Raw genomic sequence first — 14,131 nt, 5'->3', positions numbered from 1 at the left:
GGGAGACGGGTGAACCCTACTATCGCCGGGGCCCTCTACTTCTGAGAGGGAGCAAAGACGGTGCGCCCACGGCCGGATCCCGGGTAATGACCAGCGGCCAATCGTATACCCGTTCCAGCAATTCCCCCCGCATGACATCGTTCGCGGTTCCAGCGGCGGCCACGGTGCCCTGATGCAACACCACAATATGCGAAGCGAAACGTGCCACGAGATTGAGTTGATGGCTCACCAGCAGCACGGCACGCCCCTCCCGCGCGAGAGTGTCGAGCAATTCAAACACCGCCATCTCGTGCGCGATGTCGAGAAACGTGGTCGGCTCGTCCAATACCAGTACTGGTGCATCCTGTGCCAACGCCCGCGCAATGCGTACGCGTTGCCACTCACCGCCTGACAGCTGGTCGGTGCGACGTGTCGCTGCGTCTGCCATGCCGGCGCGCGCGAGGGCGTCGTCAATGCAGCGGCGATCCCGTACGCCGAGCGCACCAAACGCCGCGCGATGCGCATGACGTCCCAGCGCGACGAAGTCGTTCACGTACATGGGCACCGCCGGCTCTTCGCGCTGCGGCACGACTGCCACCTGTCGGGCAAATGCCGCGGTGGTACAGACGCCAGTGGCGCGCTGTCCACGCGAATACCGCCCCGTTCCAGCGGTACCAGTCGCAACAAGGCGCGCACCAGTGTGCTCTTGCCACTGCCATTCGGTCCGACCACCGCGGTGAGACGACCGGTGTGCGCCGTCAACGACACGCCATCCAGCGCTCGGATCGTCCGTCCGGGATATCGCACCACCACATCATCGAAAGTCAGCGCGGGTGTGTCGTTCATCGTTCCATTCGCCGAAGGCGCAGCAGGAAGAACGGCACGCCGATGAGCGCGGTCACAGCCCCCAGAGGCAGGTCGGCCGGCGCGCGCACCGTGCGCGCCAGCAGATCTGCGCCAATCATGAGTGCTGCGCCGTAGACGGCGGCAACCAGCATCACCGCGCGCTGACGCCGCGCGCCGAGGGCACGCGCCAGATTGGGCACCACAAGACCCACGAATCCGACCAGTCCGGCCGCCGCGACTGTTGCCGCCGCGAGCCACGACGCGACGAGGAAGATCCGTCGTGCCACGCGATTGGCATCGACGCCGAGCGCAGCAGCCGACTCATCGCCCATGGCCAGCACATCCAGATCTCTGGCCCACCACACCAGCAACGCCCCGAGCCCCACAACCATGACGCACAAGCGCAGCACGCCACTCCAGGTGGCGTCGGCGACCGACCCCATCATCCACCACAGCGCGCCACGCAAGCGCTCCGGCGGCGCGTCGGCCAGTGCCACCAGAATGGCCGCGTTGGAAAACGCGCCGACGACCACACCGGCCATCAACAGCAATCGTGAATCGGTTCCGCCGCCGACGACTCGCGCAATCAGCGAGACCAACATCGTGGCCGCTGCGGCGCCCGCGAAGGCGGACACCGTGATGGCGGTTGGTGATGCCACGCCCAATGCCGTCGCGATGACGGCGCCCACGGCCGCGCCGCCGGATACGCCGAGCAGATACGGTTCGGCCAGTGCATTGCGCAACGTGCCCTGCAACGCGCTGCCACTCATGGACAGCCCGGCGCCAACCAACGCGGCCAGCAGCGCACGCGGGACGCGCAGGTCACGCACGATGGCAATCTGCGTTGGCTCGCCGACGCTTCGCAGCGCCCGCCACACGTCCATGGGCAGGATTGACACCGCGCCCACCGACACCGCGACGACAAACAACAACACACCCAGTAGCACGCCCAGCCCGACGACCCACCGCAGGCCGGTCACCGGGGCGCCGCGCGATGTCGCGGCGGCAACCGCGTCCCCAACTCCGGATGCAGTGCGTGTGCCAGTTCGGTCGCGGCCATCCCCAGAACCACCGACGGTCGCCCGGTCACATCCGGGTCGTCGATAATCCACTGGTTGTCGCGTACCGCACGCACGGCGCGCCATTGCGGTTGGCTCCGCATGATTTTCCGTGACTTCACGGAGGTGATGATCCAATCGGGGTTTCGGCGCGCAATTTCTTCCAGGCTCGCCACTGGCGACGGTGGGGCAAGATCGTGGAACACGTTGCGGCCACCAGCGATTTCGAGCAGTTCATCGAGGTAGCTGCCGCCACCGACCACCATGACCGGTTGCTGCCAGAGCGGCCACACGACGGTGCGCACCGACGCGCCGCGTGTCACTTCCCTGACGCGGGCCAGCGTCCGCGTAACCGAGTCGACCACCGTTGCCGCGCGATCAACGGCGCCGAGTGCCGCGCCGAGTCGTCGCGTCAACGTCATGAACTGGGCAATATGATCCACTCGAAACGCCATCGTGCGAACGCCGGCACGAGTGAACGCGTCCGCGGCCGAGCGATTGTCGGCGGTCGCGTAGAGGATGACCAGCGTTGGTTTCAGGCCCAATACCGCTTCGACATTGGGGCGAATGCCGTTGCCGACTGCGGGGACGGCCTTCGCGGCCGGTGGGAATTCATCCCAGGCACTGCGTCCGACCAACCGTGACTCGGCGCCGATGGCGAAGATGATTTCGGTGGCGGTGGGATTGAGCGACACGACGCGTTCGGCGGAGGACACATCCAGCGGAATCGCGCGTCCAAAATCGTCGGTGTCCGCCGTCACCAGCACCTGTCTGATCGCCGACCGGGTCGTATCGGATGCACGCATGGTCGCCGGCCGGTCCGATGGGCTGCAGGCCCACAGACCGATCGCGCCAAGCACCATCCATCGCGCGGCAGCACGGACATCCGATCGGGGGAATACCATGGGGCGTCCTGTTCCACGAGAAGACGCCCGAGCACGCGCGATGCACGTCAATTCTTGACGACACCACGTGGCGCGAGCCCCCCCACGAGGGTCTTCGTCCGAGTCACGAACGTGGGTCGTCTCCTGGCTCGGGGCCGCGTCACTCGCCTTCCCGGTCATCATGACCAGTGGCGTTCCGAGTGAAGCGTGATGACTGCCCGTTACAGTGGCGGGGCCGCGCCGGATTTCCACCGGCTTCCGTATCCCATGTTCACCTGCAATTGTGCTTCACGCGGAATGCGCGACACGGCCAAGCTACCGCGCCGTGCCCACGCTGGCAAGCGCGTCAGCGAGCGCCGCCTTGAGCTCGGTTCGACGCGCCTCGTACGCCTGACGCACCGCGTCGGACGGCGAATGCAGTTTCGCGAACGTGGCATCGAGCGCGGCAATCTCCTGCGCCAGTCGCTCGTGCAACGGCGGTGCCGTCGACTGCGCATAGGCGCGTGCACGCTCGCGCAATGCGGCTGGCGTCACGGCGCCGTTGCCCTGCTGCGTGGTTCGTCGCTGGACGACGCGCGACAGGACAAGCAGCACCACGAATCCAAGCGCGACGAGGAGCGCGGCCACAGACGACGTCCTGCCCCGCGTTTTCGTGACTGGCAACTCCAGGGTGACGGTGCCGCCGCGCTTGACGTCCTGCGCAAGAAACCGACGGAACCGGCGATTCTCGATGGTCACCGGATCAACGGCCGTGAATCCCGCTCCCCGCACGGTGCCCTGCTCTTCTTCAACCAGGACCTCAAACACCACCGCACCATCGTCGGCACGGACATTGATTGGGAAGCTTTCGGCGGGCAGGTGATACGAGAACGCCAACTGCTTGAGTCCCGGCGCAATCGGCGCGAAGATCGACACGCGTCCGGAATCGTACGCGAACGCATCGGGTGCCACTTCGCCCTGCGTCACCCGCACGTCACTCGCGACACTTGGCACCGCCACGCTCCACGTCGCCGACGGCGGTTTGCGCGCGGTTGCCACGAGCGTTCGCAGACTGTCGTTGGAGAGTTCGAAGACCTCGATAATCGTGCGAGTGTTATTGGTATCCACGGCCCCGACAATCAGATGTCGGCCCTTGATGGACAGGGGAAACGTCCTTGACGTGGTATCGAACACCGTGATCTCGGCTTCATCCGCGACGGCCACCGCGGAACGCAGCGGTGCGGTGAAATAGGCGATGCCTCCCCATTTCACTGCGGCAAAGTAGACCGCATCACTGGCTCCGAAAGGACGCCACGTGAGGCGATACCGTCCCGCCGCATCACTGCGCACGGAATCGACGGGTCCGGCGCTGTCCTTCCCCACGCGGTGCAATGTGACCCAGGTATTCGCGGCAGGTCCCATGCCGGTCGAATCGGCACCCGCGCTGGCCGGGCGACGCACGCGCCCGGCCACCTCGCGTGAGGCCGCCGCGCCAGGCGTGAGAACGGGGGCACCGGTCGCGGGCCGTGGCGCCTGCGCCTGCAGCGACACCGAACCGGCCAATGCGAGCACACCGAACCACCCTGCACCACCCAGACGATTCACGGTGAGAACTTCCCGAAGTCTTCCGGTCTGAGCGTTGCGAGATACGCCTTGAGCTGCTCCGTCGTCATCTCGTCATTCGGCGGCGCCACAAAGAACGCGTCCGTGCCGGCCGCGGCTTCGTCGTCCGACTCGAGCGCATTGAGCAGCGACGCGTCCGCGAAGATCGGGGCCTCGAAGCGGAGCGCGATCGCGATGCTGTCGGAGGGACGCGCATCGAGTTGCACGATCCCGCTCTCGCATTGGATGTGCAATTCGGCAAAGTAGGTGCTCTTCGCCACGCGACTGATGGTCACGCGACGCAGTACGCCGCCCAGGGCCAGGATGAGCGCCTTGCAGAGATCGTGCGTCAGCGGCCGTTCCCGCTTCACCTGATTCATCTGCATCACGATCGACTCGGCCTCGGGCTTGCCAATCCAGATCGGCAACATCCGCGCGCCGTGTTTCTCGCGCAGAATCACGACGTACGAATTCGTCGCGCTGTCCAGTCCCAGTCGAGCGACGACCACTTCCACCATCGTTCTCTCCGGGCGCGAGGCCTTACCGCACGTGACGCTTGAGTGCGGCCACCCGATCGGTGCGCTCCCACGTGAAGAACGTCCGTGCCGACTTGCCGCGTCCCTCCGTGTATGGTGTCCGACCGAAGTGCCCATAGGCGGCCGTGGCGCGATAGATCGGCTTGCGCAGGTCGAGGTCGCGGGCAATGCCGCGTGGCGTGAGGTCGAATACTTCGCGGACGGCCGCTTCGATGTCACGGTCGGGCACCATGCCGGTTCCAAACGTCTGCACATACACTGACACCGGCTCGGCAACGCCAATGGCGTAGGCCACCTGCACTTCGCAGCGACGCGCCAGCTTGGCCGCGACGATGTTCTTGGCGACCCACCGGGCGGCGTAACAGGCCGAGCGATCCACCTTGGAGGGATCCTTGCCGCTGAACGCGCCGCCGCCATGGCGGCCCATGCCGCCGTAGGTGTCGACGATGATCTTGCGACCGGTCAGCCCCGCATCGCCCTGCGGCCCGCCGATGACGAAACGGCCCGTGGGATTGATATGGTGCTTCACCTTTTTGCTGCGGAATTCCTCGGGGATCGTGGCCTCGATCACATCGCGCAGAATCGCCTGACGCAACTTGGTGTTGGCGATCTTTTCGTCATGCTGGGTGGAAACCACCACCGTGTCGACGGCAACCGGGCGATGGTTCTCGTACACCACCGACACCTGTGCCTTGCCATCCGGGCGCAGCCACGGCAACGTGCCGTCCTTGCGCAACGCGGCCAACCGATGCGTCAGTGCATGCGCGAGCTGAATGGGCAATGGCATGAGTTCCGGCGTTTCGTCTGTTGCATAGCCGAACATCATGCCTTGATCGCCGGCGCCGCCGGTGTCGACACCCTGCGCGATGTCCGGCGACTGCCGGTCGATGGTGCTGATGACTGCACAGGTCTTGGCATCGAACCCGAAATTGGCGTCGTTATAGCCAATGTCGTGGATGGTTTGCCGTACGACCTCCGGCAGGTGCACGTAGGCCGAGGTGGTGATCTCTCCCGCAATCACCGCCAATCCGGTCGTGACGAGCGTCTCGCAGGCCACGCGGGCCGCGGGATCAACGGTCAGAATGGCGTCGAGGACGGCATCGGAAATCTGATCAGCAATCTTGTCCGGATGTCCCTCGGTCACCGACTCCGAGGTGAAAAGATGACGGTCGGCCACGCAGCACTCGGGGTGATGGGGAACATGCAGGACGCCGATCGCGTCCGGTCACGTACGCTAGTCCGCTAGAAGAGAGCGGGCAACCCGCCGCTGGCGCCATTGTGCACGTCGAGCTCCGCACGCAGGCGGCGGCGCAACAGCGTCTCCACTTCCCGCGCCGTGCCCGACGACAGCGCCTCCTGCGCCGCCTCGACCGCGGCTGCCAGGCGAATCCCGCGAATCACCCGCTTGACTCCGGCCACCGCCCGTGGCGCGACACTCAGTTGCCGAATGCCGAGTCCCAGCATGGCGAAGACCGCCAGCGGTTGCGAGGCCATCTCGCCGCAGACGCAGACATCGATGCCATTGGCCGAACCGATGCTTTGTACCTGCGCCATCAGTCGGAGCACGGCCGGATGCAACGGGGTGAAGCGTGGGGCGAGATTGGCATTGCCCCGGTCGACTGCCAAGGTGTATTGCACCAGGTCGTTCGATCCGATGCTGAAGAAGTCGACATCGCGCACCAAGGTGTCGCAGGCAATGGCTGCGGCCGGCGTCTCCACCATGACCCCAAGCGGCAGGTCGGCGCGGAACGGAATGCGGCGGGCCGACAGTTCCTCGACGCACTCTTCGATCAACTTCCGTGTTTCGCGGACTTCGTCGACGGTCACCACCAGCGGCAGCATGATGCGCAGATCGCCGTGCACACCGGCCCGCATGAGGGCGCGCAACTGCACCTTGAACAGCTCGCTCTCATCGAGGCACATACGGATGGCACGCCAGCCGAGGAATGGATTCGGCTCGGATGGGAACCCGCCGACCGGCAGTTTGTCGCCGCCCACATCGAACGTCCGAATGATGACCGGTCGTCCCGCGAAGGCCTGCACCACCCGTTGATAGGCGCGATACTGCTCGTCCTCGTCCGGCATCTCGGCCCGTTGCACGACGAGGAATTCCGTCCGCATGAGCCCGACCCCCGTCGGCCCCGCTCTGCGACGCCAACTCGGACTCCTCGGGAATGTCGACGTTGGCCCGCACCACGATGCGCACCGCATCGAGGGTCACCGGTTCGCTGTGCGCCAGTTCGCGCAGTTGATCGGCGTGCCCGGCCTCCTCGACGACCTGCCGGCGCGCGTCGGCAATCTCATGTTCGCTGGGGGCAATCATGAGGGTGCCTTCCGCACCGTTCAGAATGGCCACTTCGCCACCCTGGAGGTACTTGAGCGCGTTGCGCAGGCCCACGACAGCCGGGAGCCCGAGTGATCGCGCCAGGATGGCCACGTGGGCGGTTGCAGTGCCCGCATCGGTGGCGATCGCCGCGATGCAGTCCCGGTCCAACTGCATCGTGAGCGACGGCGTGAGATCATGCGTCACGAGAATCGCATTGCTGCCGCGTGGCACGTCGACCGGATCATGGTCCGGAAGTCCCATCAGGATCGTGAGCACCCGGATGTGCACGTCGGTGAGGTCACCAACGCGCTCCCGCAGCATGGGCGCCGTATGGCGCGCGAAATGCTGCCGCCACTCCAGGAGAATAAGATCGAACGCCTTGTCAGCGCCCAGATTCTGGCGGATGAGCGCCTCAACGCTTTCGGTAAGCGAACGATCATCGAGGATTGACAATTGCACGTCGAAGATGGCCGCTTCCTTCGGTCCGGCCTGCGCCTCCGCCCGTGTGCGCAAGTGACGCAGCCGCTCACGGGCGCTCTCGAACGCGCCATGCAATCGGGCGATTTCGGATGTAATGTCGGCGTCGGTGATGAGGCGCTGGCGCACTTCCGGCACCTCCCAACGCAAGAGGTGGACCGGTCCAACGACGATTCCAGGTGAGGCGGGAATGCCGCGGAGCACCGACTGCATTACGTCTCCCCGAACCGCGACGCGACGAGCGCCGCGAGCGCATCAAGCGCCGCATCGGCGTCCGGACCGGTCGCACGCAAGGTGATACTGGCCCCGAACTCCGCAGCCAACATCATCACCCCCATGATGCTCTTGCCGTTGACTTCGAGATCATCACGCGAAATGGTGATGTCGCACAGGAAACGCGATGCGGCCTTGACCATTTCGGCCGCCGGGCGCGCATGCAGGCCGTGCTTGTTGACGATTTGGACGGAGCGCTCAGCCATCAACGGACCACCGAGTAGAGGACAAGGATCGCCAGCAACAGCAGCACTACGCGCCACCCCTCCGCGCGTCCGTGCAATCGGACCAACAGTACCGCGACCAGCGGCGTCGCCACGGCGACGCCGATCGGCACCGGCGAGACCGGCGCCCCCCCACCAATCGCTCGATGTACCGCCAGCGGCAGCGCCAATCCGGCACACACCGCCGCCGCCCGTCCAATGTAGCGCGGTCCATGCTGCAGCACCGGGTGCCCAAGCGCCGAGGCCACCCGCAAACCGTGTCGCCAGCCGGCCCGCAGTCCCCAATCGCGCAATCCCAGATGTCCGATGTTGTACAGCAGCAGGAATCCTGCCGCCACCCCAAGGGCCGACCAGCCGAGACCAAAGAGCAGCAGTCCGATTAGCGAGCAGGCCGGAAGCCAGGAGGCCCAGACCAGACGGTCCCCGACGCTGCCCAACGGACCACAAAGCGCCGTACGGAAGCGCTCGATGCGAAGCGGAGCCACCTGATCCACTTCCGCGCGCGCCAGCGAACCAACCGCCAGTGCAGCGAGATACGGGTGCGCGTTGAAGTAGACCGACTGCCGCGCCAGCGCGTGCCGATAGGCCTCGCCGTCGATGCCACCGGGCAGGCGTCGCAACGCGGGCTCGACGCAGAACCCGATGCCGTTCCCGACGAGGATCTCGTAGTTCCAGGAGCCTTGAATGGCAAGTGTGCGGAGCAGCATGGACAGCCGGGTCGCGCTGTCGAGCGACGGGCCAGACTCGAGGCCCGACGCCCCCATCGGAGTCCCGCGCGCCGGGGTTGCCTCGGTGCCGGCCGTAGGCATCGGTTGATCAGACACCAAGCACCACCAGCAGTGTGCCCACGGCCAGCGACGCCAGGAACAATCGACGTGTTCCGCTGATCGCATGGAAGTCCTTCCACACGGCCGCAGCAGCCACCGCGGCGACGGCGACCACCACATACGCGCGGGTGACATCCTCACGCGTTGACCAGCGGGCGTCAGCCCAGTTGGTAAACCACGCCGCCGGCAGATAGCTCAGGGCACCAATCATCGCGCCGCGAGCCAAGTCGACCGTCATACCGAACACCTGTAGTCCAACGACCGTATTGCGATTGCCCGCCGCGAGCTGTCCGAGTCGGGGACGAGCGAAGGCGGCGATAAGCTGGCGATGCTTGACCATCGACAGGCCACCGATCCACGCGGTCACGATTCCCACGATGACGGCCACGGCAAATGCGCCGGGGTGCGGCAAGGCCGCCCCCTCGACACCGTGGGCGGCGATCGCTCCCGCGACGACCGACGCGCTGCCCCACTCGGGGTAGCGCGACGCGCCAACGGGTAGCGACTCGAGCGCCAGACACTCAAGCGCTGCGCCGCACACCATACCGGCCACCGGCGCTCCGAGAAATGCCCCGGCCACGGTGGCCGCGACCAGCGGTCGCGAAATCATCACCTGCGGAAAGCTGACCACGTCGAGCCCCGTGACACCTGCCAGCATCGAAAGTGGCAGCAGATGCCAGAGCGGCTCCACCAACGTCGACGACGCGGGATCACCGAGCGTGGACAGCACACTCACCTCCATCACCCGTCGAGGGTGCTACGCAGCAACTCATCCAACGACACGGGCCGCGCGCTCGGCACATCCTGTGCCGACACCTCGACCCCGAGTTGCTCGATCGCCCGCAGCCCGGTCTCCTCTGCGGCCGTCAGGAATACATACCGCAGGCGCGGGGTTCGGCCCGGCGAATGATGCACGCCACCGACGTTGACCGCGTGAATGAGGTTCCCGGTTTTCGCCACCAGGCGCGCCATGGTGCCGATATCGCCCACCAAGACGATGCCGGGTTGCGCGTCCTCGTGCATGGCGGGCAAGGCCGTGGCGGCGTCTTCCACGGTCAGAAAATGCACCTGCATTTCCGGTGGCACCCCCATGCGGTAGAGCTCCTGTTCCCACTCGCTGGTGGCGACTTCGTCATCCACGAGCACGATGAATCGCAGCTCAAGCGGCTGGCCCCATCCCACCACGACCTGGCCGTGGATCAGTCGATCATCGATACGATACAGCGCAATGGGCATGCGAGTGGCAAAAAGATCTTGAACGAATCAGGCGCCGTGCGCCACCATCGACGCGCGACCGCGGTCCAGCGCGGCACGCGCGGCAACGGCAGGATCGGCGTCATCCTGCATCGCGAAGTCGAGCAACAACGGCAAATTGGCTCCAGTGACGAGGACGACATCGGGTCGGGTCCGCATCAACTTGCGTACGGCCATGGTACAACTGCCGGCGGGCAAGTCCGTGAAGATCACCCGAGCACCGGTCTCGTCAAGCGCGCGCACCAACGATTCCTGAATGTCGCTCAGACTGAGGCTGGTGTTTGACATCGCCAGGAAGATCGCGCCGCGCCCGGTGATCTGCTCAACGGCCGAAGCAAGCCCCGCCGCCAGAGTCCCATGGGCCGCGATGAGCGCCCGAATCGCCTGCGTGGGCTGCCCTTTCCCGGCGTTCACTACTCGTCGTCCTCCTGCAAGTACCGTTGTACATCCGACGTGCGTCGCATCCGGCCGATCAGCCGTTCATTGAACGCCGTGGCCGAATCATACCCCCGATAGTAACGCAACAGGTGGTTCATCGCGATGACCTCGGCAATCACCGTGATATTCTTGCCGGGATTCAGGTTGACGGTAATGCGCGGCACTTCGACGCCGAGAATGTTCGTCGTCTGCACGTCAAGGCCGGTGCGATCGACGTGCGTCTGGCCGTCCCATTCCTCCAGAATCACGATAACTTCAATGCGCTTCTGCTGGCGCACCGCGTGAATGCCGAAGATGGCGGGGATATCGAGGAGTCCGACACCGCGGATTTCCATGAAATGCCGCTGCAACTCGTGTCCGCGTCCGATCAGCACGTCATTCCCGCGTCGCGAGACGAAAACCAGATCATCGGCAACGAGGCGATGGCCGCGTTCGACCAGATCGAGCACACACTCCGACTTGCCGATCCCGCTCTTGCCGGTGAAGAACACCCCCACACCGAACACATCGGCCAGCGATCCGTGCAACGTGGTGGTTGGCGCAAATTGATCGGCGAGGTACGGCTTGAGCAACCGATAGAACTCGGCGGTCTTCAGGCGCGAGCGCAGGACGGCAACGCCGGCCTGCGCGGCCAGTTCCAGCAAGGGCGCTGGCGGGTCAAGCTGTTTGGTGATAAAGGCGCACGGCAACGGAAACCCGAAGAACTGCTCGAGGTTGGCGACGCGTTGCCCGGCGTCGAGGGATTGGAGATAGCTGACCTCTGTTTCGCCGAGGACCTGAATGCGCTGATAGGGGAAGCGATTGATGTACCCGGACAGCACGAGCCCCGGGCTGGATGCCTCGGGGCTCGTGATTTCGCGATCCAGACCAACGTCCGGGCCGAGCAGTTCCAGTTCAAGCGGTTCCTTCATCCGCTCGAACAGCGTACCGACGGTCAATCGACGGGTCACCCGGTGCGCTCTCCGGGCGGTGTGTTCCGACGCAGCTGCCGCGTACGAACCCGCGCCACCTGACTCTCGAGGCGGTGGACCGCCGTGACCAGCGCCGGCGCAAAGTCGCGCGCATCAGCGTGCGCGAAGAGGGAACGCGAGCGCGTTCCATTCAGGACGATTTCCACGCGACGCGTCTGTCCGTCGCTGATGAATCGGATGATCGCGTGGACCACGCGATGCAGTCGGCTGGCGATGCGGCGAATGGCGGCTTCGGCCTGATCACGAAGCGAGTCGGTGACATCAGCATGGTGCGCGTGCAGGATGATTTCCATCAGCGACCTCCTCCCATTCCCACCACCTCACGGAGGTGGGCTGCAGTCTCGTTGGCGGCGCGCTGCCAGGTGAAGCCTTCGGCGAAGCGCCGTGCGGCGATCCCCAGGTGTTCGACGAGCGCTCGCTCGCCGCTGAGGTTTCGCATGCATGCTGCCATCGCAGCGACGTCTCCGTGCGGCACGAGGAACCCAGTCTCGCCATGCCGAACCGATTCGCGGATGCCGGGAGAGTTCGACGCAATCACCGGAGTCCCGCTCGCCGCTGCTTCCAGATTCGTGATTCCCCATCCCTCCTTGGGTGAAGCGAAGAGCGTCGCCCATGCCCGTCGCAGCAAGGCGATCTTGGTCGTTTCGTCAATGCGTCCTAAGAACCGTACCCTGTCCCCTACACCCAATGTTCCCGCCAGGCGCTCCAAATCCGCCCGAAATTCCCCAGCCCCGGCAATCTCCAGTTCGGCATCCGGAATATTGGATGCGGCGAACGCCCGAAGGACCAGGTCGACACCCTTGTACCGCTTCAGTCGCCCGAGATAGGCGAAGAGCGGCCGTTCCGACCTGACAGTGCTATCCGGAGTGTACTGCTCGGTATCGATACCAGGGAAGATGACACGGATGCTTTCCCGAGAGACGCCGCGCGAGACGAGGTCGTCACGGGTGCTGTCGCTGATCGCCTGGAATGCGTGATGACGATAGCACCATGGCATCGGGCGCTCGGCGAGCCACACCGCCGCGGCCAGTGGCGCGGCGAGCTCCTGAAACGCCGTGCCTCCAAAGAGATGCGGCACCAGGCCGACCAACTTGGGTGTGCGCCATGTAGGCGTATACAGCGGCACCTTGTTGATGTCTTCCACGACGACATCCGTGTCGCGCGCAGCCAGGTGCCGGTGCCAATAGCCGCGGGCCAGAAACGGAAAGGTGGCGCGAGTGCCGACGCGATGCACCTCGATGCCATCGAGCATGGCCCGTGGGGGACACCCTGGCCACCCGCCGCACAACAGCACGACCTGATGGCCCCGTTCGGCGAGTCGTCCGAAGATCTCATGGAGATGGATCTCGGCCCCACCCGCCAACGGGTTCTCGCGACACTGCCAATTGACGAGGGCAATGCGCAGGAGGTCGTTCACAAGAGGCCGAGTCGTCGCGCGTAGGCGTCGAGGACGCCATTGACGAAACGTGCACTGCGCGTCGTGCCGTAGCGCTCGGCCAGGTGCACGGCCTCCTGCAAGACCACCTTCACTGGCGTTTCGCCGCGCGCGAATTCGGCAGCGGCCAATCGCAGCACACTGCGTTCAATCACCCCCAGACGTTCCATCCGCCAGTTGGACGTGACATCCGCCAGTGCATCGTCCAACTGCGCGCCTTGCTCGACCACGGTGGCGACCAGCTTCGACGCGACCGCGCGCTCGCCTGGCTCCACCGCGAGGTCGTCGAACACCATGATGGCGATCCGTCGCAACTGGGTCATGTCGCGGAGATCAGCGGCGTACAGCGCCTGTAGCGCGCGCGCGCGACCGCGCGTCTCCACGCGCTCGCTCTTCGTTGCCGTGTGTACGCGCCCGGCGCCTCCAGCGCGTGGCGCCGGTGGTTCCTGAGTTGGTCCATCCCAGAATGTTTCGTCGCGCAGGTCGGACGCCATCAGTCGGGGTCCTCGTCCAACTCGTCGGTCGCCGGTTCAAACCGGTCGAACAGATCCAGCAACTCGAGTGCCGCCAATGCCGCATCGGCGCCCTTGTTGCCGTGTGCGCCGCCGGCGCGTGCCTCCGCCTGCTCAAGCGTATCCGTTGTCAGCAGCCCCAGCGTGACGGGGATGTCAAAGTCGCGCGAGACTTCCATCAGGCCGCGCGCCGATTCGCCGGCGACAATGTCGAAGTGCGGCGTGTCGCCACGAATCACCGCGCCCACGGTGACGGCGGCGTCATAGCGTTCGGTGGCCAGTGCGCGGCGTACAGCGACGGTGAGTTCCCAGGCGCCAGGCACCCAGAGCACATCGATGTTGTCGAATTCGACACCCTGCCCCACCAAGGCCGCCACGGCCCCCTCGGCCAAGGGCATCGTCACGGTTTCGTTGAACCGACTGGCCACCACCACAATGCGCCGACCTTCTCCGCGCGGCTGCCCTGAAAATTCCGCCATCAGCGCGTCACCCCGAAACACTTCGTCATAG

At 65.4% G+C, this 14,131-nt stretch carries 19 protein-coding genes and 1 riboswitch; all 19 genes read right to left on the bottom strand.

All coding sequences use genetic code 11. The features are described from left to right. Positions 1-19: 19 nt before the first annotated feature. Positions 20-568, bottom strand: coding sequence for an ABC transporter ATP-binding protein (locus IPP90_12350; protein MBL0171503.1), 549 nt, complete (start codon positions 566-568; stop codon positions 20-22). Next, positions 529-825 carry an ATP-binding cassette domain-containing protein gene (locus tag IPP90_12345; GenBank protein MBL0171502.1) on the bottom strand — a complete coding sequence of 99 codons (297 nt, stop codon included), beginning with the start codon at positions 823-825 and terminating at the stop codon, positions 529-531. Before IPP90_12345 ends, IPP90_12350 begins: the two co-directional genes overlap by 40 nt. Beyond that, a complete protein-coding gene (locus IPP90_12340) occupies positions 822-1,805 on the bottom strand; it encodes an iron ABC transporter permease (protein ID MBL0171501.1) in 984 nt (327 codons plus the stop codon). Before IPP90_12340 ends, IPP90_12345 begins: the two co-directional genes overlap by 4 nt. Continuing rightward, entirely contained in the window at positions 1,802-2,689 is an 888-nt protein-coding gene (locus IPP90_12335; GenBank protein MBL0171500.1) for an ABC transporter substrate-binding protein, read from the bottom strand. The genes IPP90_12340 and IPP90_12335 overlap by 4 nt, the downstream gene beginning before the upstream one ends. 194 nt (positions 2,690-2,883) lie before the next feature. Continuing rightward, positions 2,884-3,052, bottom strand: a riboswitch (cobalamin riboswitch). A 30-nt stretch (positions 3,053-3,082) separates the two neighbouring features. Next, positions 3,083-4,351, bottom strand: a complete 1,269-nt coding sequence (locus IPP90_12330) for a hypothetical protein (protein MBL0171499.1) — start codon at positions 4,349-4,351, stop codon at positions 3,083-3,085. Beyond that, positions 4,348-4,866 (bottom strand): bifunctional nuclease family protein, encoded by a 519-nt coding sequence (locus IPP90_12325; protein MBL0171498.1) that lies wholly within the window; start codon positions 4,864-4,866, stop codon positions 4,348-4,350. Before IPP90_12325 ends, IPP90_12330 begins: the two co-directional genes overlap by 4 nt. Positions 4,867-4,888: 22 nt before the next feature. Then, positions 4,889-6,061: a methionine adenosyltransferase gene (locus IPP90_12320; GenBank protein MBL0171497.1), complete on the bottom strand. Its 1,173-nt coding sequence runs from the start codon at positions 6,059-6,061 to the stop codon at positions 4,889-4,891. A 65-nt stretch (positions 6,062-6,126) separates the two neighbouring features. Continuing rightward, positions 6,127-6,807: a phosphoenolpyruvate--protein phosphotransferase gene (locus IPP90_12315; protein MBL0171496.1), complete on the bottom strand. Its 681-nt coding sequence runs from the start codon at positions 6,805-6,807 to the stop codon at positions 6,127-6,129. Continuing rightward, positions 6,794-7,900, bottom strand: a complete 1,107-nt coding sequence (locus IPP90_12310) for a phosphoenolpyruvate--protein phosphotransferase (protein MBL0171495.1) — start codon at positions 7,898-7,900, stop codon at positions 6,794-6,796. The genes IPP90_12315 and IPP90_12310 overlap by 14 nt, the downstream gene beginning before the upstream one ends. Next, complete coding sequence (locus IPP90_12305; GenBank protein MBL0171494.1) at positions 7,900-8,166, bottom strand: HPr family phosphocarrier protein; 267 nt, start codon at positions 8,164-8,166, stop codon at positions 7,900-7,902. Before IPP90_12305 ends, IPP90_12310 begins: the two co-directional genes overlap by 1 nt. Then, on the bottom strand, positions 8,166-8,993 hold the full coding sequence (locus tag IPP90_12300; protein ID MBL0171493.1) for a PTS system mannose/fructose/sorbose family transporter subunit IID: 828 nt from the start codon (positions 8,991-8,993) through the stop codon (positions 8,166-8,168). Before IPP90_12300 ends, IPP90_12305 begins: the two co-directional genes overlap by 1 nt. Positions 8,994-9,000: 7 nt before the next feature. Beyond that, positions 9,001-9,741 carry a PTS sugar transporter subunit IIC gene (locus IPP90_12295; protein ID MBL0171492.1) on the bottom strand — a complete coding sequence of 247 codons (741 nt, stop codon included), beginning with the start codon at positions 9,739-9,741 and terminating at the stop codon, positions 9,001-9,003. Between the two features lie 11 nt (positions 9,742-9,752). Next, a complete protein-coding gene (locus tag IPP90_12290; GenBank protein ID MBL0171491.1) occupies positions 9,753-10,247 on the bottom strand; it encodes a PTS sugar transporter subunit IIB in 495 nt (164 codons plus the stop codon). Between the two features lie 27 nt (positions 10,248-10,274). After that, a complete protein-coding gene (locus IPP90_12285) occupies positions 10,275-10,679 on the bottom strand; it encodes a hypothetical protein (GenBank protein MBL0171490.1) in 405 nt (134 codons plus the stop codon). After that, complete coding sequence (gene hprK / locus IPP90_12280; protein ID MBL0171489.1) at positions 10,679-11,653, bottom strand: HPr(Ser) kinase/phosphatase; 975 nt, start codon at positions 11,651-11,653, stop codon at positions 10,679-10,681. Before hprK ends, IPP90_12285 begins: the two co-directional genes overlap by 1 nt. Beyond that, positions 11,650-11,967 carry an HPF/RaiA family ribosome-associated protein gene (locus IPP90_12275; GenBank protein ID MBL0171488.1) on the bottom strand — a complete coding sequence of 106 codons (318 nt, stop codon included), beginning with the start codon at positions 11,965-11,967 and terminating at the stop codon, positions 11,650-11,652. Before IPP90_12275 ends, hprK begins: the two co-directional genes overlap by 4 nt. Then, positions 11,967-13,091: a glycosyltransferase family 4 protein gene (locus IPP90_12270; GenBank protein ID MBL0171487.1), complete on the bottom strand. Its 1,125-nt coding sequence runs from the start codon at positions 13,089-13,091 to the stop codon at positions 11,967-11,969. Before IPP90_12270 ends, IPP90_12275 begins: the two co-directional genes overlap by 1 nt. Beyond that, on the bottom strand, positions 13,088-13,603 hold the full coding sequence (nusB, locus tag IPP90_12265; GenBank protein ID MBL0171486.1) for a transcription antitermination factor NusB: 516 nt from the start codon (positions 13,601-13,603) through the stop codon (positions 13,088-13,090). The genes IPP90_12270 and nusB overlap by 4 nt, the downstream gene beginning before the upstream one ends. After that, positions 13,603-14,100 (bottom strand): 6,7-dimethyl-8-ribityllumazine synthase, encoded by a 498-nt coding sequence (locus tag IPP90_12260; protein ID MBL0171485.1) that lies wholly within the window; start codon positions 14,098-14,100, stop codon positions 13,603-13,605. The genes nusB and IPP90_12260 overlap by 1 nt, the downstream gene beginning before the upstream one ends. Positions 14,101-14,131 lie beyond the last annotated feature (31 nt).

The sequence above is a fragment of the Gemmatimonadaceae bacterium genome, assembly GCA_016720905.1.
Taxonomy (GTDB): domain Bacteria; phylum Gemmatimonadota; class Gemmatimonadetes; order Gemmatimonadales; family Gemmatimonadaceae; genus Gemmatimonas.
Note: the sequence above shows the minus strand (reverse complement) of the source record. Positions and strands in the feature narration are given on the sequence as shown.